This window comes from Pedobacter sp. UYP1, from assembly GCF_040547305.1.
Lineage (GTDB): Bacteria > Bacteroidota > Bacteroidia > Sphingobacteriales > Sphingobacteriaceae > Pedobacter.
In genome coordinates this window covers 68,706-87,152 of record NZ_JBEPPL010000001.1, presented here as the reverse complement: position 1 = coordinate 87,152, position 18,447 = coordinate 68,706, and the positions used below count along the sequence as shown (strand labels likewise).

Below are 18,447 nucleotides of genomic sequence, written 5' to 3'. Positions count from 1 at the left end.
AACGGATAAACTGCCTGATTTCTAAAAAAATGTAACCTAAGAAGGAGGAAAAAAAATTAAGTTTGTACCTTAATCAATTTTAATGTTAAAAAAGGCCGCCTCTTACCTAGCAATTTTTTTTATTTATGTGCTCTCTTTGTTGCCGTTACCCGTACTCTATGTAATTTCTGATCTTGTATACTTACTGGTTTACTACGTATTAGGATATCGCAAAGCTGTAGTCAGGTTAAATCTCAAAAATTCTTTCCCCGAAAAAGGAGAAGAAGAGCTTCTTGTTATAGAAAAAGAATTCTATAAATATTTATCTGGGCTTATTTTTGAAATTATTAAAATGGCTTCTATTTCAAGCGGCCAACTACGCAGACGTTTTAAATTCAAGAATATTGAGCTTATCAATGCATATTTTGAACGCGGTGAAAGTGTGCTGGCCTGTTCAGGTCATTATGGGAATTGGGAATGGGGAGCTTTATCAATCGGGCTTGTTCTAGAATGTGAGACTTACGCGATTTATAAACCACTATCCAATAAAGTCTTCGATGATTTTTTTCAAAGAATCAGGACCAGGTTTGGAAATAAAGTTGTACCCATGCGACAAACTTTAAGGGTATTGACAGAGACTAAAGGAAAACCGACTATGTTTTTATTTGGCAATGATCAGGCACCGCCAAAAAGCGAATCTCATTACTGGACTTCTTTTCTGAATCAACAGACTTCAGTTCAACAGGGAATGGAGAAAATTGCCATAAAAACCAATAGACCAGTGTTTTATATTCAGCTTACAAAAGTAAAAAGAGGATATTATGAAGTGGATTGCATGCCTATATGCCCTAATCCTGCCGAAACGCCGATCAATGAAATAACCCAGAAGCACACTCTCCTATTGGAAAAATTAATTATAGAAGAGCCTGCTTACTGGTTATGGAGTCATAAGCGATGGAAACATCAGCCTACTCAGTAATTTGAAGATTAAGTGCATGGGTAGTCTGTGCACGGATATTTCTGCAAAGTTGTGAATCGTCACTCAAAGTTTTGCCATATGAAGGAATCATCTGCTTAAGCTTGGTTTGCCATTCTTCACTTTCCATTTCTTCTTTAAAACAACGTTTCATCAGGCTGATCATAATCGATACAGCTGTCGAAGCACCTGGTGAAGCACCTAATAAAGCGGCAATAGAACCATCGCCCGCAGCAACTACTTCAGTACCAAATTCAAGGATACCACCATGTTTCTCATCTTTTTTAATAACCTGTACACGCTGACCAGCTGTTTCTAATTCCCAGTCTTTCATTTCAGCAGCGGGAAGATATTCTCTCAATGCTTCCATACGGTCTTCTGGAGATTGTCTAACCTGATCTATCAGATATTTTGTCAATGGCAGATTATCAAGACCTGCCGCAATCATCGGACGGATATTATTTGCTTTGATAGAGAGTGGAAGATCAAGTAAAGAACCGTTTTTCAGAAAACGCGTAGAGAACCCTGCATAAGGGCCAAAAAGTAAAGCTTTTTTACCATCGATCATCCTGGTATCCAGGTGAGGAACAGACATTGGCGGCGCACCTACTGATGCCTTACCATAAACTTTAGCATGATGATGTTCAATTACGGCCGGGTTAACGCATTTTAACCATTGCCCGCTAACCGGAAAACCACCAAAACCTTTTCCTTCAGGAATATCAGATTTCTCTAACAAAGGAAGAGAACCACCACCAGCACCAATAAAAACAAACTTAGCTTTTACTGTTTTTCTTTTACCAGTTTCTTCATCTTTCACTTTAACTTCCCATAAACCATCTTTTTGTTTCAATTTACGTACTTCCTGGTTGAAATCCATGGCCACATCAGGCTTGCTTTGCAAAGTAGTCAGCATCATTCTGGTTAAAGCACCAAAATTTACATCTGTACCTAACATCATCCTTGTTGCAGCAACTTTTTCCCCGGGATTTCTTCCTTCCATTACTAAAGGCATCCATTCTGCCAGTTGTTCAGGATTTTCAGAATAGGTCATCTCTTTAAACAATTCACATTCTTGTAAATTGTTAAAACGTTTATTCAAAAAAGCAACATTATCCGCGCCCCATACAAAACTCATATGCGGAATGCTTTTAATGAAAGTTTCAGGAGAACTAACCAGCTTATTCTGTACCAGGAATGACCAGAATTGTTTTGATACTTCAAAAGATTCAGCAATCGCTACAGCCTTATCGGTTTCTACTGTACCATCTGCTAATTGAGGGGTATAATTTAATTCACAAAAGGCGGAGTGGCCTGTTCCTGCATTATTCCAGGCATCAGAACTTTCTGCTGCCGCGACATCAAGCCGTTCAAAAATTTGTATGGTTAAATCCGGTGAGAGTTCCTTGAGTAGTACACCAAGTGTTGCGCTCATAATACCGGCGCCAATTAACACAACGTCAACTGCTTTATCTGAATTAGTACTTTTACTGGTCATGAAAGGATAGATAATTTATTCTCTTTATATCGGCCACAAAATTAATATAATGACCGGGAAAAGAGTCCTAAATTTCAATTTAATAAGTAATATTTTTACCAGTATCTGATAAAACACAAAATTGATCCTGATTCTTCCTTGATTTTGAGTTAGAATTGTCAGGATCAGGTCTTTTTAATAAAAATATCTGCTATAAATCAACGAATCTGTCCGTTACCTCTCACTACCCATTTATAACTAGTCAATTCTTTAAGTCCCATTGGTCCTCTTGCATGAAGTTTCTGCGTACTGATCCCAATTTCAGCACCAAGGCCAAACTGCCCGCCGTCGGTAAAGGCAGTCGATGCATTTGCATAAACCGCAGCTGCATCGACAACGTTCAGAAATGTAAGTAATTGATTTTCATCCTCAGCAATTATAGCTTCACTATGTTTAGAGCTGTAACGCGCGATATGTGATAACGCATTTTCCAGGTTTTCTACAGTTTTAATAGCCATTTTATAATCCAGAAACTCTGTTCCAAAATCTTCAGGACTGGAATGGTGCAATAAATGTTCAGGGTAGAGTTCTTCCAAAGCTTCGAAGGCTTCAGTATCCGCATAAACGTGAACAGATTTCCCTGCCAGTGGTGCCACTAAAGTATAAAGATCATCCAGGCGTCCGGCATGGATCAGCAGACAGTCCAGTGCATTACAGACACTTACTCTTCTGGTTTTAGCATTAAAAATAATTGCCTTTCCTTTTTCTTTGTCTCCTGATAAATCAAAATAAGTATGGACTATCCCCGCTCCTGTTTCAATAACAGGAACGTTGCTATGTTCGCGGACATAATTGATTAGTGCCTGACTACCTCTGGGGATCAAAACATCCACAAAACCTCTTGCATTTAAAAGTGCAGCAGTTGCTTCTCTTTCTGAAGGTAGTAATACCGCGACATGAATATCCACCTCGTGTTTGAGCAGTACCTGATGAATGATTTTAATTAATGCCTGGTTAGAAAACTCAGCATCACTTCCACCTTTTAATACCGCTACATTTCCTGTTTTAAAACAAAGAGAAAAAACATCTAAAGTCACATTAGGCCTTGCCTCATAGATAACACCTATAACTCCTAAAGGTACTCTGATCTTAGACAAATGTAAACCATTTGGAAGGGTATTCGCTTCTATAACTTCTGCAAGCGGGCTTTCCAGTTGAGCCACATTTAATATTTCCTGTGCAATATCATTTAATCTTTCCCTGGTTAGCTTTAACCGGTCATACTTGGGATCCTCTGCAGACATCCGCTTGAGATCAAGATCGTTCGCAAACAATATATCTTCCGTAAACAGTTTTACATGGGCAGCAAGATCTTTTAGGATTTCATTTACTGCCATTTGATCTAAACGGCATAAAGTACGGCTCGCTTGTAAAGCATTTTCAAAATATAACTGGTATTCCATTTCCTTTTTCGTTTAGAACCGGTATGTTGTTACGCCGGAATTTACTGTATTAGCTTACAGCATAAAAATAATTATAATGGACTAAAGATTTATGTCCCTTTTGTCCTATTCTTTCTTTCGCTTTATCAGAACCGTAATCTGCTATTCCCAAACCAATCAGCTTTCCATTCTCATCCAATAAGCGGATAATATCTCCCTTTTGAAATGAAGAGAGTATTTCTGTTATTCCAATTGGCAATAAACTGCGGGCCTGACCAGAAATCAGAGCTTCTGCCGCTCCTTTATTCAACTGAACACTTCCTGTAGCAGAATGCTCAGAATGTGCAATCCATTTTTTCTTTCCCGAAGTAGTCTTCTCCGGTACAAAATAGGTATGATCCACCTTTTGGGCTATTAAATCAGTCAGGATATTGTTTCGCGTACCATTGGCGATATAAACCGGGATACCCAGTTTTGCGACTTTCTGTGCCATTCCTAATTTAGTGACCATTCCGCCTCTGCCTAAACCAGATTTGGTAGTATTAATGAAAGAGCCAATATGATCATCCTTCTTGATCTCTCTGATTACACTGGAGGCGGGAGATTTTGGATCTCCATTATAAACACCATCTACATTAGAAAGGATAATCAGTGCATCTGCCTCTAACATTGAAGCTACCAGTCCTGCCAGCTCATCATTATCCGTAAACATCAACTCTGTGACAGATACGACATCGTTTTCATTGATAATAGGAATGACCTGATGTTTCAATAAGATAGAAAGACAGTTTTTAATATTTAAATAGTGCTTGCGGTCGCGAAAATCTTCTTTAGTGACTAATACCTGTGAGCAAAGCATTTGTTGTTTCTCAAACAGGGATAAATAAGTATTAATCAGTTTAATTTGTCCGATGGAAGCTAAAAGCTGTCTTGCTGCAACAGCATCCTGCTTTTCAGATATCCTGATCATACTTCTTCCAGCAGCCACAGCGCCAGAAGAAACTACAACTACTGCAATGCCAGCTTTTTTAAGCCTGATAATTTGTGCAACAAGGTGTTCAATCCGGGCATGATCTGGTAATCCATCAGCTTGCGTGAGGACATTTGAACCGATTTTAACAACGATTCTTTTATAGGCAACAGCCATAATTTATTGAGCGTAAAGGTTGAAAAATAAAGAACTAAAGAAGAGCTATCAAGCCTGTCCAGCCAGTCTGATGACTAGCGCCAAGCCCTTTGCCATTATCCCCATTGAAATATTCATGGAATAATATATAATCTTTAAAATGCGGGTCATGGTTAAACTTAGGGTTCCCACCCGATACGGGTCGTTCACCAGCATCATTTTTCAGAAAAATACACTTTAATCTTTTACTTAATAAAGCCGCGATCTCTTTAAGACTTAAAAACTGACCAGAACCAGTTGGACATTCTACTTTAAAATCATCGGTATAATACTCCTGGAAATTTTTAAGAGACTCAATGATCAGGTAATTGACCGGCATCCACATCGGTCCACGCCAATTACTATTTCCGCCAAACATTCCAGAATCACTTTCAGCAGGAATATATTTCACAGTATAGTCCATGCCATCCAATTGATAGTTAAAAGGATATGCGCAGTAAGCTTTAGAAACAGAGCGGATACCAAAATCCGAAAGAAACTCATTTGGATCCAGCATACGTTTGAGTAATAATTTCATCCGATGGCCTCTTAACAGAGAAAGTAAATGCTGATCACTGCCTTTAGTATCTGTCCAATGACTTACCAATTGAACCAGGTCAGGCCTTTGGAGCATAAACCACTCCAGACGCTCCTTTAATTTTGGCAGCTTACCCCATTTGCTCTCATCAAAAACAATCTGGGCAAACATAGGAATCAGCCCCACCAGACTTCTCAGGCGTAGTCTGTCAGCAGACCCGTCTGGTCTTCTCAGCATATCATAATAAAAACCATCCTCTTCATCCCACAAACCTATCGCATCCTCTCCCATATTAGAAATTGAACCCGCGATATATAAAAAGTGTTCAGAAAATTTGATAGCCATACTTTCAAATACATCAAAATGAAGCGAAAGCTCCATACTAATTTGCAGCATATTCAATGCATACATGGCCATCCAGCTAGTGCCGTCTGCCTGTTCCAGAAAACCGCCACCAGGTACCGGCTGACTCCGGTTAAATACCCCAATATTATCAAGACCAAGAAAACCACCCTCAAAAATATTATTTCCTTCACTATCTTTCTGATTTACCCACCAGGTAAAATTGAGCAGTAATTTATTGAAAATCTCTACCAGGAAGTTAATATCTCCCTTACCCTTAACCGCTTTATCTGCGAGATATACATGCCAGGTTGCCATTGCATGGACCGGCGGGTTTACATCACCGAAATCCCATTCATAAGCAGGCAATTGCCCGCTTGGATGCATATAATTGGCGCTAACCATCAATCTCAACTGTTCTTTTGCAAAATCAGGATCTAAAGGCGCAAAGCTGATACAATGAAAAGCAAGATCCCATGCTGCAAACCATGGATATTCCCACTTATCTGGCATAGAAAGGATATCATTAGCCACAAAATGTTTCCAATGTGAGTTTCTGCCAGTTCTTCTTTGTTTAGGAGGAGCAGGTTGTCCTGCATCACCATTCAGCCATCTATTGACATCAAAACTGTAAAACTGCTTATTCCAGAACATTCCGGCCCAGGCCTGCCGCTGCATAGATTTTTCATCTGCATTAGTGGTGTCAGCTTGTTTAACTGCATAAAAGGTATCAGTCTCTTGCAAACGAAGGGAAAATATATCCTCAAAATCATTAAAAGGCTGTGCTAATTTATTCTTGCTAAGCCTGATTCTAATGATACTGCTTTCACCGGCAGGAATAGTTAAATGATACCAAATACCTGCTTTTGTTCCTAAATTATCAGGATTAACTGCATTTTGATTCCCATTAACGATAAACTCATTAATTCCGTCTTTCACAAAACGGCTCACGTTATCAGATTGATACAGACGTTGGTTATTGGTTTCATTATCTGTAAACAGAAATTTCGGATTACCATCTGTATAACAATGGTAATCTCCAATATTGTCAGACCTTAAAAGCAGGGTGTGATTACCCTGGTTCAGGATTTCAGGTTTAGCTCCATGCTGTCTATCAAACCAGGTATTACGATACCAGATCTGAGGAATTACATCGAGTGTTACCGGAGCAGCACTTCTGTTAAATACAGTATATTTAATCAGCAGGTCTTCTTCTTTGTTTTTAGCATATTCAATAAAAACATCTCCGTATTCATCATGATCGAACAAACCAGTGTCAATCAATTCATATTCTGATTCTGTTTTGCTCCTCTTTGCATTTTCACTCAGGAGCAATTCATAAGGAAAAGCCTGGAAAGGATATTTATACAGCATTTTCATATAGCTGTGTGTAGGGCTGCTATCCAGATGATAGTACAGCTCTTTTACATCCTCTCCATGGTTTCCCTGGCCATTGGTCAGGCCAAACAGGCGCTCTTTAAGAATAGCATCCTTACCATTCCAAAGCGCTAGTCCAATACATATATTTTGCTGGTCATCACTAAAACCACCTATCCCTTCTTCACCCCAGCGGTAGGCTTTACTCCTTGCTGAATCATGGGTTGTATAGTCCCATACGTCTCCATTATAGCTATAATCTTCCCTAACCGTGCCCCATTGACGGTCAGACACATAAGGACCCCACTTAAGCCAGTTAGTTTCCTGATTATAATGACTGGTGAGGCGCTGCTGTTCCGGATTAAGCTGATCTTTGGAGTTCATATTTCAATAATAACGATTGTTAAGCGAATTAAAGAAAGGATCACGCAATAGCTTAATTTTTTACAATAGCTGTATCTTGAAGATCAACGATCATTGACGAGATTTCAACAGTAAACCATTCCTGGAAAACTTTATAAGTACGTTTCTGAGGCCAGTCATTCTCATCTGTATGGTAGTCTCTGAGTTCATTCTTAAATAATTGATCAAAGTTTTTCTTTAACCAGCTTTCAACCTTGGCCGTTGTTTTCTGTTCCTTGATCAGATATACAGTTCCCTCATCATTATCTATTACAGGAAATTCAGGATCTACATAGTTAATCCAATCATAAAATGGCTTTTTCGCTTTGATCAGGACTGCGTTCCTGTTGATGGTTTCGTAATATAATGTTGGCTCGATCATGTATAATTTATAAGAATACAAATTTATTTAATTTAATCTGTTATCGGGCATATTAATCCGGAGGTTAAAAAAGCATTATAATTAACCTTGTATAACTTGATATACAAGAGATTATTCCGTATATTGATATAACCAAAATATAACATCATGATGAACCTACTATCAAAAATTCAGGACTGGGGGGATCACCACCATCCGAAATGGCTGGACTATCTGAGAATAGTTTTAGGCATAACACTGATCTGGAAAGGAGTTGCATTCGCACTCAATTTACACGCATTTACTGTCCTGATGGAAGATTCGGGTTTAGGTACAGCGGTCTCTATCAGTTTAATAGCACATTTAATCATAGCACTTCATATTATTGGCGGTTTGCTTATTGCCTTAGGGACACATACACGACTATTTTGCCTGTTAATTATCCCAATATTAATGGTTGCAGTCTTTTATGTTAACTTCCCGCAACAACAAATATTCAGACCTTATTCAGAATTCTGGCTTTCCTGCCTGGTTCTTGCCGGTTTGATTTGCTTTCTGATTGAAGGAGACGGCGTATTGTCCATTGAAACAGTTAGAAAACCTGTCGCTTCTGAAAACTAACAGCTTTAATTATATTATATAGCGGCCTTCTGATTAAATTAGAGGGCCGCTTTTCTTTGTAAGGTTTAATACGGCCAGCAAGTTAAAAGCTTTTATATCATTTATTTTTCTTAAATATCCAAAATGGACTGGTTTTTGAACAGTGTAACCTGTAAACATAATTACAACAAATCTGTTTACCAACTTGAAATTAATACAGTTTAATCATAAAAAACTAATTACCATGGATTACAAAAAATTAATTAATGACCACTTAGGCAAGCAGACTGATAAAACTCCTGTTGTTGTAGCTTTATTAGCTGGATTAGCAGTTGGGGCAGCCTTAGGCGTATTATTTGCACCAAGCAGCGGATCAGAAACCAGGAACCTGTTAGCAGACAAGACTAAAGATCTTGCAGACAATGCAAAAGATAAACTGCAGACTTATAAAGAAAAGCTAAAAGACGGTGCGGATCAAATAGCCGACACTGCAAAAAATAAATACCAGACTTACGGTGAGAAACTGCAAAACGGAGCTGATGAACTTGTTGATTTAAAAGATAGAGCAGTAGAAACTGTAAAATCTAAGTTCAACGATGCAAAAGATGATATCAAGGATGCTAAAGAAGAACTTAAAGATAAAGCGAGCGCTGTAAAAAGTGATATAGAAAACGCTTAATTTATTCTGGTTAGAATGATAATTATAAAAAAACCGGCTGATTGCCGGTTTTTTTATAAGCTATAGAATCAGATTTAAATGATGGTACCCAATGCACTATGAATTTCTGCATAAAGTAGTCCGCTCCCACCACCATAATGTGGGATAATATGTATAGCCGGATGCAGTATTTTGATTTCCGTCTTCAGTCTTGCCTCTTCCGGCTCAGATAATCCACCACCAAGCAACAATACAGCATAAGTATAAGATTTACATTTCGCAATAGCCTCTTCACATCCCGAAACACCCTCAGCATGCCATGAACTTTCTGCATTCAATAACCTGATTATAGTCTTTAAAATATCTTCATGCGTGCCAACTACTAAAATCTCTGTCCTGTTTTCCATAATTAGAATTCCATAGGAACATCCATAATTAAAAATTCAGCATCTGCTGATGCTTCTATAGTGAAATTATCAGTATCCCAAATTCCAAAACCATCTCTGGTAGACAATGGTTGACCATTGATCTCAATATCACCTTCTAAAACAAAAATATAAGCACCATTTCCTTTTTTCTGCAAAGAATAAGCTATGAGGCTTCCTTTTTCCAGTTTTCCTAAATTAAACCAGGCATCCTGATGAATCCATACGCCAGCATCCTCTGGATTTGGAGATAAAATCTGTACCAAAGTGTTTGGTTTTTCAGGAGTGTCAATTTTTACCTGATCATATCTTGGTTCAACATTCCTTTTATTCGGGAATACCCAGATCTGCAAAAATTTGACTGTCTGATCTTTGTTCTTATTATATTCTGTATGGTAAATCCCAGTTCCGGCACTCATGACCTGGATTTCTCCAGGTTCAATAGTTCCGATATTACCCATGCTATCTTTATGTTCTAATGATCCTGATAAAGGAATAGAAATAATTTCCATATTATCATGTGGATGTTCTCCAAAACCTCTTCCTCCATCTACTGCATCATCATTTAAAACTCTTAATGCACCAAAATTAACTCTTTCAGGATTATAGTAACTCGCAAAGCTAAAAGTGTGATAACTTTTTAACCATCCGTGATCTGCTCCGCCTCTTGAGGCTGCAGTATGCAAAACTGTTTGTGCCATATTCTTATTCTTTTGGTTTGTTATACAAATTTACCTCCAATAATCTCCCTGCATCTTACCATAGAATAAGAAATAAATAAAAATGCTATAAAGCAATTTTATAACCCAATGTTGCCCATACACCCGGCATAGGGACTGCTCCAGCCTGTATAAAGTTCACATCAAAAATGTTAGAAGCATCTGCATAAATACTGCTGCGCTTTAATTTATAACTCAGCCTTGCATCCATTACCGTATAATCTTTATAACTGATCCTTTCACAATACCTTGCTGTTACAGTTAATGCCATAACTTTCAAAAACTCTGCATTGACAGTAGCGGTCAATTGATTTTTCAAAGATTCTACAGCATAACGGGAAATATTGGCTTCAGGTAAGGTTGTTTTGACTTTAGGATCAAGATAAGTATAAGCCAAACCAAATCTTAAGCTATTAAAAGCGGAATTCTCCAGCGCTCCAGTATTATAATCTGCACTTAACGTATACCCCATAGTATTGAGTTCACTAAAGTTCTTAGGTTGCCATGGATCTGTTGTTTTATCCTTTACCCAATCAATGAAATTAGTAATCCTGCGTTTAAATAAACTCGCATTTAACACAAAATGCGTAGAATTATATTTAATTCCTCCCTCAGCATAGCGGGATTTTTCTGGCTGTAACTGGTCATTACCAATATTAGTAGGCCCTTTATAGTAGAGATCTGTAAAAGTTGGCAAGCGTTGTCCTGTTCCAACATTCACAAAAACCTTCCAATTTCCGTAAAAGTTATACCCGGCATCAATGCCCGGAAAAGCCTGCCACCCATAATCAGAATTGTAATTCACGTAACTCCCTGCATTGACAAGCAGGTTCTTTACCAGGTCAAACTTATATTCTCCATATATACCTGCATTGTCCCTGTTTCTCTTTCCCAGGTTTGTACTGTTAATTTTCTCTTTTCTGGTTTCAAGCCCTAAACCAAATTCACCAATGCCAGTTTGAAAACTATTGTTCAGCTCAGCACTCAACACCTGAGTAACGTGGTGATTATGAAACTTATCAGGAGTTTGTTTGATATATAGATAATCATCAACATTGTTTCTATAACTCAATCTTGGCATCAAACTCCAAAAAGAAGTCAACTGTGTTTTATAAGCTACTGCTGCAATCGCTGTTTTTACTGTTTCTTCAGCTTCTTTATCACCAGGAGCTGAATAATAGCCATTTGCACCGAATTTATTATGGATATAACCACCTGTGATTTCCAGTTGATCTGTTTTTCCTACATTTACTTTACCTTCATAAAAGAATTTCTGATTATTGAAAGCAGTATTATAGCGATATCCATTTCCGGCTTCCTGTCCAGCAGAAAACAAGTGGCTGGATTCTTTTAATGCCAATGTCCCGGTCGCCCGGATACCATAATTTGCATAGGTATCTCCACTAACTTCATCCTTTTTAAAACTGCTTCCAGTAAATACATTGGCAGAAACACCAGTTCTGGTCACAGCTTTAGTCACAATGTTAATTGCGCCAGTTAAAGCATTCGTGCCGTATATTCGTGATGCAGATCCTCTTAGAACTTCGATATGATCGATATCGTCCACAGAAATAGGTAAATTCATCATATTGTGTCCCGTCTGAGGATCTGAAACTTTTACCCCATTAATTAAAAGAAGCGTCTGATCAAAAGTTCCACCATCAATACTGATATCAGCCTGTACCCCACCAGGTCCGCGCTGACGAACGTCAACCCCTGTAACATAACTCAACAATTCACTAATCGACCTTGAAGGCAAATTTTTAATTTGCTGGTTGTCAATTATCCAGATATTACGATTTTGTTTAGAGAACGGAAGTTTAAGACGGTTTTCTCTGACCATCACTTCATTTAGATTTTTTGTGGTGTCACTTTGTGCTGCTGCATAACCCGCAGACAGACATAATGTAACCAACATAGGTATCATTTTCTTCATATTCGATTAAAATTGCAGCGAATATAGGCAATACGTAATTACATTGTTTAGAACTCTTCTATTTAACCGGTCAGAAGATTTAATTTATTCATTAAAGAGACAGGCTTAACTGATAGTAAGCGTGAATAGTATATGAAGAAAACAGTTAATGTCCGGGTCTTAAAAAGCCCATAGAAAGTGAAGTACCTGTACCAACCAATGCACCAGTAGCTACATCAGAAGGATAATGCACACCTAAATACATTCTGGAATATCCAACAGAAGATGCCCATAAATAAGCAGGTGCAATCACATACCACTTATGATAAACCTGTGTTAAGGCAGTTGCCGTTGTAAAAGCAGAAGAAGTGTGACCAGAAGGAAAGGATGTTTGTCCCGGATGATAGACTGCATTGATTTTAACTTGCCCCAGAAAAGGTCTTGGGCGTTTTACAATTTTTTTAATAACCAGTGTCAGTAATAAATTAACAGCAGAACTGCTGGCAATATACATTGCATTCTGGCGGGTCCCTTTATCATTGTCAATTACACCTGCAGCAAATATGCCCGCAGGAACTGCAACATTAACCAGATTATTATACCTGGATAAGAACATGAACACGTTTGTTTGTGCTGGAGTCCTGTGTTCAGAAAGATCAATCATGATCCGGTTATCAATTTTCTGTATCGGATTATCAGGAGATAAACCACCCTGCGCAACTGATTTAAGTGGTATTGCAGTACAAAAAATGAGCTGCAATACCACTATATATTTTTTTAAACGGCCACTCATTTCCTAGGATTGCTGCCCCTCTGATACACTAGTAGTCCAGGCTTGTTCCAACGCACCTAAAAAAGTTGCAGGAGGCTGGGCACCAGAAACTGCTAATTTTTGATTAATAATAAAGAAAGGAACTCCGCTGATACCAATTTGCTGTGCAATCTGTTCGTCCGCACGTACTTCTTCCGTAAAAGTATTATCCGATAGTAAAGCTTCGATGTCAGCCTGATCTAATCCCGCACTTGTACCCGTTTCAATTAAAACAGCAGAATCATCGATGTTTTTTCCTTCCGTGAAGTGTGCAATAAATAATTGCTCTTCAATTTCATTGTCAAGCCCTTTGGTTTTAGCCAATTGAATCAACCTGTGTGCGTTAAAAGAATTCGCGATTACAACCTGATCAAAATCAAACTTTAAACCCACCTCAGCAGCCGCACCTACTACTTGTTCATGCATTTGCACTGACCACGCTCTGGTCTGTCCTTTTTTTTCTGCCAGATAATCATAAGCATTCAGTCCTGGTTTGGTTTCTGCATTTGGATCCAGCTCAAAACTGTGCCATTCTACCTCAACTTTGTCTTTATGCTCAAACTGTTCCAATGCCAACTCAAACTTCCTCTTTCCTATATAACAAAACGGACAATTAACGTCCGACCAGATATCTACTTTCATTGTAATGTTTGTTTATAAGCTTAACTTTTTATACGTCAGCCTTGATTAATTTTAACCCCTTTGTCCAGCGCACTAATTCTTTTAGCATGGCCTGAGCAGCTTTTTCAGAACGCTCATGAGGTACAAAAACATCATCCTCATTAATCAGTTCCGTGAAAAAAGAAAAATTCACTGCCTCATACAAAGGTACCATTTTAAAAGTGCTAAGATCATTTTTCAATGCATTTGCCGCTCTTGTACCAGCAGAAATACCGCCATAACTCACTATCCCGGCAGCTTTGTAATTCCACTCTTTATACAGAAATTCCAATGCGTTTCTTAAAGGCGAAGGATATCCAAAATCATATTCACCAGTTACAAATATAAAAGCGTCAGCTTGTTCAATTTTAGCACTCCATTGTTTGGTATGCTCATGATCATATTTTTGCATCGCAGGATGGTTGATTTCATCCATTAAAGGCAAGTTTAATAAACCTAAGTCTATCAACTCAACCTCAAAAGTACCTGCTTTTCTGGCTATTTCAGTTATCCACTCTGCCACTAATGGCCCTTTTCTACCTGGTCTTACTGTAGCACTGATGATCTTCAACTGATCCATGATCGCTTATTTAGATATGACTTACTTTGAAAATTGTAGTTTGTACATAAGTCTGCCCAGGACGTAAAATCGTAGTTGGAAATTCCGGAACATTCACACTATTCGGATAATGCTGTGTCTCTATACAAAAAGCACTATAGGGCCCATAAGCCCTTCCACCCTTACCGGTAGCAGTATTTAAATACTTGGCTGTGTAAAAATGAGCAACGGGTTCTGTTGTATAAACTTCAAGTTTTAATCCTGAAGACGCCTCCGTAGTTTCCGAAGCCAATCCTAACTCACCGTAAGGTTTATCCAGTACAAAACTCTGATCATAACCCTCTTCTACCTCCCAATCCTGTCCAATAGTCTTACCACCCAGAAAATCATGGCTCGTACCCGCTACAGGAACCAGCGCACCAGTAACTACATAATCCTTATCCTGCGCTAAATAATTACCAGCAGGGATCCTTAAATAATGACCAGCTATATTTTCCCCATTTTTATTTAAATTGAAATAAGTATGATGTGTCAGGTTAAGCGCCGTAGGCGCATCAGTAACCGCTTTGTAATCAAGAATTAATTCATTCGCATCAGATAGTTTAAACGTAAGCTGAACGGTCAGATTACCGGGAAAACTTTCCTCCCCATCCGGGCTTATATATTGAAGTGTTAAACTTGGGTCTACCGTAGGTAAAATGTCCCAAACCTTTTTATCGAAACCAGTTAAGCCCCCATGAAGACTTTGTGCCATCTCATAATCTATCCCATCAATACTATATTTTCCATCTTTAATCCGATTAGAGTAACGTCCAACAATAACGCCAAGATAAGGGTAATCATCACTCCTGTAATCTTCATTCAGATAGCCATCAATATCATCAAAACCTAATACGATATCCTGTTGCTCTCCTATTGCATTCTTCACAATAAACTCACTTACAATAGCTCCGTAGTTATATATTTTCACCTTGCTGCCAAGACTGTTGGTCAGCTCTACCGCGAAGATTTCTTTGCCATCAATAAATCGCCCGGTGCTAATTTGATTCTCTTTCATAAAACGTATATTAGTCGATATTTACAATAACAATACTACAAATAATACCAGCAAATTTTAAACCCGGATGAACATTTAATCAGTTTAAATTTGTTTTTTGACGAGTAGCTGTTGTTCCATTGCTCAACCAAACCACGAAACAATAATGAAATCTGAACTATCCAGTAAATTCTTTGATACCTACGGCCAGCAACCGGCCGCAACTTATTTTACTCCCGGCCGCGTAAATCTGATCGGTGAACATATTGACTATAATGGAGGTTTAGTACTACCCTGCGCAATTACGCTCGGTACATGGCTTTGCCTTGCACCAAATAACGACCAGGTAATCCGTTTCAAAAGTGTGAATTTCCCAGAAGAAGCTGTTATACCTTTAAAATCTGCCTATGAAAAAGAAGGTACAGGATGGTATAACTACCCGTTAGGAGTGTTCAACGAAATTCTTAAAAACTTTCAAATTCCAGTAGGTTTCGACCTTTTGTATGCTGGTAATATCCCGGTTGGATCCGGTTTATCATCTTCTGCCTCTATAGAAGTTGTAACAGCCTATGCAATTACCGCTTATCTTGGCCTGGATTATGACCGTTTAGCCTTAGTCAAGCTCGCTCAGAAAGTAGAAAATGAGTTTATTGGTGTAAACAGTGGCATTATGGATCAATTTGCCGTTGCTTTCGGGGAAAAAGATAAGGCAATTGTACTGAACTGTGATACTCTGAAATATAAAATTGTAGACTGTAATCTTGGAGACCATGTCTTAACCATCATTAATACCAACAAGCCAAGAGAACTCGCGGAGTCTAAATACAATGAAAGAGTAGCTGAATGTCAAGCTGCACTTCAAGCCCTGAATCAGGAAATCACTTTGAACAACCTATGTGAACTGACTGCTGATAAATTTGCGCTGCACAGCCATTTGATTAAAGACGAGACTATCCTGAAGCGTGCGACTCACGTTATTAAAGAAAATGACCGCGTAAACCTTGCCGCAAAAGCATTAAACAATGGCGATCTGGATGAATTTGGCCGTTTAATGTATGCTTCGCACCAATCATTAAAGGATTTATATGAAGTTACCGGAAAAGAATTGGATACGGTAGTAGAATTCTGTTCGGCCTATCCTGAGGTTACAGGCGCAAGAATGACCGGAGCTGGTTTTGGTGGTTGTGCAATCGCACTGCTGAAAAAAGATGCAGAGGCAGATTTCAGGGAAAAACTGACCGCTTACTATACAGAACACATTGGTTATGCGCCAGATATATATATCAGTGAAATTGGCAGTGGAGCTACCACAATTTAATTCTATTTTTGCGCCATGCAGAAATTAAAGACAGCTGAATTAAACCGTGTAGGTATAGAGGAATTTAAAGAACAGGATAAACTACCGGTAGTTGTGATACTGGATAATGTACGCAGCATGAACAATGTAGGGTCTGCTTTCAGAACAGCGGATGGCTTTGCTATAGAAAAAATCATTCTTTGTGGAATCACTGCACAGCCTCCACATCGTGAGATTGAGAAAACAGCTATTGGCGCAACACAATCTGTAGCCTGGGTACATTATGAAGAAACCTTGGATGCAATTAAAGATTTAAGAGCAGACGGTTATGAAATCATAGCCATTGAACAAGCCGTAGACAGTATTATGCTCAATACTTTTAAACCAAATCAGGCTAAAAAATATGCATTGATCTTTGGGAATGAGGTTAATGGGGTGAGTGACGAAGTGATGGGCCAAATCGATAAATGTATTGAAATACCTCAGTTTGGTACTAAACATTCTTTCAATATCGTGATCTCTGCCGGAATTGTGTTATGGGATTTCTATGCTAAGCTAAGATTGTAACTCAATCAGAGGTTCACCAAAATTGTTGAACCTCTGATTGAATTTAACTGATGATCTATTTTAATTTGATCACGTATATAGATGGAAATTCTTTAAACTCATCTGCGACAACAGCTTCACCATTAAATTTAAAGGATTTAGTTTTTAAGTTGGCACCTTGTGACAGGTCACACTCGTAAAATATAGTACCTATTTTCTTTCCATTCACAGCAAACCCGAATTCGTTTCCTGGATTTTGACCAGAAATTGCGTGTTGTCTGAGATCACTTCCAATGAAAATTCCATTGTATTTTTTTAATGGCTCAGTTATGGATTCCTCAGGAACCTGGTAAACATTACTACTCACATTTACTTCTTTACCACTGACCTTATTGATGTAAGTAAGAGAAATCACATCCGTTTTGGATTGTAACAGTGGCTTCCCATCTTTTCCCATTGCAGTAAAAGCAACAAGTTGTATAGGTGGCGGGTCTACAATAATAGTTGGCTCCTGCTCCGTTTTCATACAGGAACTCAATAAAGACATTGTTGTGGTCAGCAACAATAGAAAGAGTACATAATTTTTTTTCATTTTATAGTTTTAGGATGGAGATGATCTTGATTCCGTTAAAGCAGTCGTCCTGACAGCCGTTATTCACATATCCGCAGGTAGAAATCATTCCATTATTTTTCGCTTCAAAATAAGTTTCAGCATCTTTTCTTTTTAATAACCATTCAGTTTTTGCTTTCTGATAAACGTCATCCAAAGTTAAAGTAGGCGCACCAGCAGAATGTGTATTCAGTTTGCCCTGATCTTCCTGCCATTCTTCCTTTACAACAGGCTGAGATCCTTGTTTTTCTCCGGGGATTTTGTATACATAAGAGCGATTAGTTACTTTACCATCTTTTACAGTAATCAAAGTTTCAGCACTAGTACCAGTCCATGATTCTGAACTGACTTTATAATTATAAGAATTATAAGACGATTTTTTGAAGCTCATCCACGAGTCGTGGCTCCTGTCGAAATCATTTTTATGATCTATACTTTTTTTACAGGATATGAAGACAGTTATTGTTAAAAACATAAACAATAAAATCAGCGCATTATTTCTTGTCATATGATTAAATAGAGAATAAACACAAAAACACCTCACTAATATAG

The 18,447-nt window shown here is 38.3% G+C and carries 19 protein-coding genes; 5 read left to right on the top strand and 14 right to left on the bottom strand.

The window, feature by feature from the left end:
* Positions 1-82: 82 nt before the first annotated feature.
* Entirely contained in the window at positions 83-958 is an 876-nt protein-coding gene (locus ABIB30_RS00390; protein WP_354298763.1) for a lysophospholipid acyltransferase family protein, read from the top strand.
* Here the strand turns inward: ABIB30_RS00390 and ABIB30_RS00385 are convergent.
* The 5 genes from ABIB30_RS00385 to ABIB30_RS00365 form a co-directional block, all read right to left on the bottom strand.
* Positions 948-2,453, bottom strand: a complete 1,506-nt coding sequence (locus tag ABIB30_RS00385) for a malate:quinone oxidoreductase (protein WP_354298762.1) — start codon at positions 2,451-2,453, stop codon at positions 948-950. The genes ABIB30_RS00390 and ABIB30_RS00385 overlap by 11 nt on opposite strands.
* A gap of 197 nt (positions 2,454-2,650) precedes the next feature.
* On the bottom strand, positions 2,651-3,895 hold the full coding sequence (locus tag ABIB30_RS00380) for a glutamate-5-semialdehyde dehydrogenase (protein ID WP_354298761.1): 1,245 nt from the start codon (positions 3,893-3,895) through the stop codon (positions 2,651-2,653).
* 49 nt (positions 3,896-3,944) lie between these two features.
* Positions 3,945-5,021, bottom strand: coding sequence for a glutamate 5-kinase (gene proB / locus ABIB30_RS00375; RefSeq protein WP_354298760.1), 1,077 nt, complete (start codon positions 5,019-5,021; stop codon positions 3,945-3,947).
* A gap of 34 nt (positions 5,022-5,055) precedes the next feature.
* The gene (locus tag ABIB30_RS00370; RefSeq protein WP_354298759.1) at positions 5,056-7,680 is read right to left on the bottom strand and encodes an MGH1-like glycoside hydrolase domain-containing protein; all 2,625 of its coding nucleotides are present in this window, start codon (positions 7,678-7,680) and stop codon (positions 5,056-5,058) included.
* 52 nt (positions 7,681-7,732) lie between these two features.
* Positions 7,733-8,080 carry a hypothetical protein gene (locus tag ABIB30_RS00365; protein WP_354298758.1) on the bottom strand — a complete coding sequence of 116 codons (348 nt, stop codon included), beginning with the start codon at positions 8,078-8,080 and terminating at the stop codon, positions 7,733-7,735.
* 147 nt (positions 8,081-8,227) lie between these two features.
* Here ABIB30_RS00365 and ABIB30_RS00360 point away from each other — a divergent pair, with 147 nt between their 5' ends.
* On the top strand, positions 8,228-8,680 hold the full coding sequence (locus ABIB30_RS00360) for a DoxX family protein (RefSeq protein WP_354298757.1): 453 nt from the start codon (positions 8,228-8,230) through the stop codon (positions 8,678-8,680).
* A gap of 223 nt (positions 8,681-8,903) precedes the next feature.
* A complete protein-coding gene (locus ABIB30_RS00355) occupies positions 8,904-9,338 on the top strand; it encodes a YtxH domain-containing protein (RefSeq protein WP_354298756.1) in 435 nt (144 codons plus the stop codon).
* Positions 9,339-9,412: 74 nt separating this feature from the next.
* Here the strand turns inward: ABIB30_RS00355 and ABIB30_RS00350 are convergent, their stop codons facing one another.
* The 7 genes from ABIB30_RS00350 to ABIB30_RS00320 all read right to left on the bottom strand — a co-directional run bounded on the left by ABIB30_RS00350 (position 9,413) and on the right by ABIB30_RS00320 (position 15,463).
* Positions 9,413-9,724 (bottom strand): hypothetical protein, encoded by a 312-nt coding sequence (locus ABIB30_RS00350; protein WP_354298755.1) that lies wholly within the window; start codon positions 9,722-9,724, stop codon positions 9,413-9,415.
* Positions 9,725-9,726: 2 nt separating this feature from the next.
* Positions 9,727-10,443: a pirin family protein gene (locus tag ABIB30_RS00345; protein WP_354298754.1), complete on the bottom strand. Its 717-nt coding sequence runs from the start codon at positions 10,441-10,443 to the stop codon at positions 9,727-9,729.
* An 85-nt stretch (positions 10,444-10,528) separates the two neighbouring features.
* Positions 10,529-12,397 (bottom strand): TonB-dependent receptor plug domain-containing protein, encoded by a 1,869-nt coding sequence (locus ABIB30_RS00340; protein WP_354298753.1) that lies wholly within the window; start codon positions 12,395-12,397, stop codon positions 10,529-10,531.
* Between the two features lie 145 nt (positions 12,398-12,542).
* Positions 12,543-13,169: a phosphatase PAP2 family protein gene (locus ABIB30_RS00335; protein ID WP_354298752.1), complete on the bottom strand. Its 627-nt coding sequence runs from the start codon at positions 13,167-13,169 to the stop codon at positions 12,543-12,545.
* A gap of 3 nt (positions 13,170-13,172) precedes the next feature.
* The gene (locus tag ABIB30_RS00330; RefSeq protein ID WP_354298751.1) at positions 13,173-13,829 is read right to left on the bottom strand and encodes a DsbA family oxidoreductase; all 657 of its coding nucleotides are present in this window, start codon (positions 13,827-13,829) and stop codon (positions 13,173-13,175) included.
* A 28-nt stretch (positions 13,830-13,857) separates the two neighbouring features.
* Positions 13,858-14,427 carry an NADPH-dependent FMN reductase gene (locus ABIB30_RS00325; protein ID WP_354298750.1) on the bottom strand — a complete coding sequence of 190 codons (570 nt, stop codon included), beginning with the start codon at positions 14,425-14,427 and terminating at the stop codon, positions 13,858-13,860.
* Between the two features lie 10 nt (positions 14,428-14,437).
* A complete protein-coding gene (locus tag ABIB30_RS00320; protein WP_354298749.1) occupies positions 14,438-15,463 on the bottom strand; it encodes an aldose epimerase family protein in 1,026 nt (341 codons plus the stop codon).
* A 145-nt stretch (positions 15,464-15,608) separates the two neighbouring features.
* Between ABIB30_RS00320 and ABIB30_RS00315 the strand changes: the two genes are divergently transcribed.
* Positions 15,609-16,760, top strand: coding sequence for a galactokinase (locus ABIB30_RS00315; protein ID WP_354298748.1), 1,152 nt, complete (start codon positions 15,609-15,611; stop codon positions 16,758-16,760).
* Between the two features lie 15 nt (positions 16,761-16,775).
* Complete coding sequence (locus ABIB30_RS00310; RefSeq protein ID WP_354298747.1) at positions 16,776-17,306, top strand: RNA methyltransferase; 531 nt, start codon at positions 16,776-16,778, stop codon at positions 17,304-17,306.
* A 55-nt stretch (positions 17,307-17,361) separates the two neighbouring features.
* Here the strand turns inward: ABIB30_RS00310 and ABIB30_RS00305 are convergent, their stop codons facing one another.
* The gene (locus tag ABIB30_RS00305; protein ID WP_354298746.1) at positions 17,362-17,877 is read right to left on the bottom strand and encodes a hypothetical protein; all 516 of its coding nucleotides are present in this window, start codon (positions 17,875-17,877) and stop codon (positions 17,362-17,364) included.
* A 1-nt stretch (position 17,878) separates the two neighbouring features.
* Entirely contained in the window at positions 17,879-18,403 is a 525-nt protein-coding gene (locus ABIB30_RS00300) for a hypothetical protein (RefSeq protein WP_354298745.1), read from the bottom strand.
* Positions 18,404-18,447 lie beyond the last annotated feature (44 nt).

Coding starts and splice junctions, on each gene's coding strand:
- ABIB30_RS00320 (WP_354298749.1), bottom strand. CDS start 15,463: ATGAAAGAGAATCAAATTAGCACCGGGCGATTTATTGATGGCAAAGAA.
- ABIB30_RS00355 (WP_354298756.1), top strand. CDS start 8,904: ATGGATTACAAAAAATTAATTAATGACCACTTAGGCAAGCAGACTGAT.
- ABIB30_RS00305 (WP_354298746.1), bottom strand. CDS start 17,877: ATGAAAAAAAATTATGTACTCTTTCTATTGTTGCTGACCACAACAATG.
- ABIB30_RS00350 (WP_354298755.1), bottom strand. CDS start 9,724: ATGGAAAACAGGACAGAGATTTTAGTAGTTGGCACGCATGAAGATATT.
- ABIB30_RS00310 (WP_354298747.1), top strand. CDS start 16,776: ATGCAGAAATTAAAGACAGCTGAATTAAACCGTGTAGGTATAGAGGAA.
- ABIB30_RS00315 (WP_354298748.1), top strand. CDS start 15,609: ATGAAATCTGAACTATCCAGTAAATTCTTTGATACCTACGGCCAGCAA.
- ABIB30_RS00385 (WP_354298762.1), bottom strand. CDS start 2,453: ATGACCAGTAAAAGTACTAATTCAGATAAAGCAGTTGACGTTGTGTTA.
- ABIB30_RS00380 (WP_354298761.1), bottom strand. CDS start 3,895: ATGGAATACCAGTTATATTTTGAAAATGCTTTACAAGCGAGCCGTACT.
- ABIB30_RS00360 (WP_354298757.1), top strand. CDS start 8,228: ATGATGAACCTACTATCAAAAATTCAGGACTGGGGGGATCACCACCAT.
- ABIB30_RS00390 (WP_354298763.1), top strand. CDS start 83: ATGTTAAAAAAGGCCGCCTCTTACCTAGCAATTTTTTTTATTTATGTG.
- ABIB30_RS00330 (WP_354298751.1), bottom strand. CDS start 13,829: ATGAAAGTAGATATCTGGTCGGACGTTAATTGTCCGTTTTGTTATATA.
- ABIB30_RS00300 (WP_354298745.1), bottom strand. CDS start 18,403: ATGACAAGAAATAATGCGCTGATTTTATTGTTTATGTTTTTAACAATA.
- ABIB30_RS00340 (WP_354298753.1), bottom strand. CDS start 12,397: ATGAAGAAAATGATACCTATGTTGGTTACATTATGTCTGTCTGCGGGT.
- ABIB30_RS00335 (WP_354298752.1), bottom strand. CDS start 13,169: ATGAGTGGCCGTTTAAAAAAATATATAGTGGTATTGCAGCTCATTTTT.
- ABIB30_RS00325 (WP_354298750.1), bottom strand. CDS start 14,427: ATGGATCAGTTGAAGATCATCAGTGCTACAGTAAGACCAGGTAGAAAA.
- ABIB30_RS00370 (WP_354298759.1), bottom strand. CDS start 7,680: ATGAACTCCAAAGATCAGCTTAATCCGGAACAGCAGCGCCTCACCAGT.
- proB (WP_354298760.1), bottom strand. CDS start 5,021: ATGGCTGTTGCCTATAAAAGAATCGTTGTTAAAATCGGTTCAAATGTC.
- ABIB30_RS00365 (WP_354298758.1), bottom strand. CDS start 8,080: ATGATCGAGCCAACATTATATTACGAAACCATCAACAGGAACGCAGTC.
- ABIB30_RS00345 (WP_354298754.1), bottom strand. CDS start 10,443: ATGGCACAAACAGTTTTGCATACTGCAGCCTCAAGAGGCGGAGCAGAT.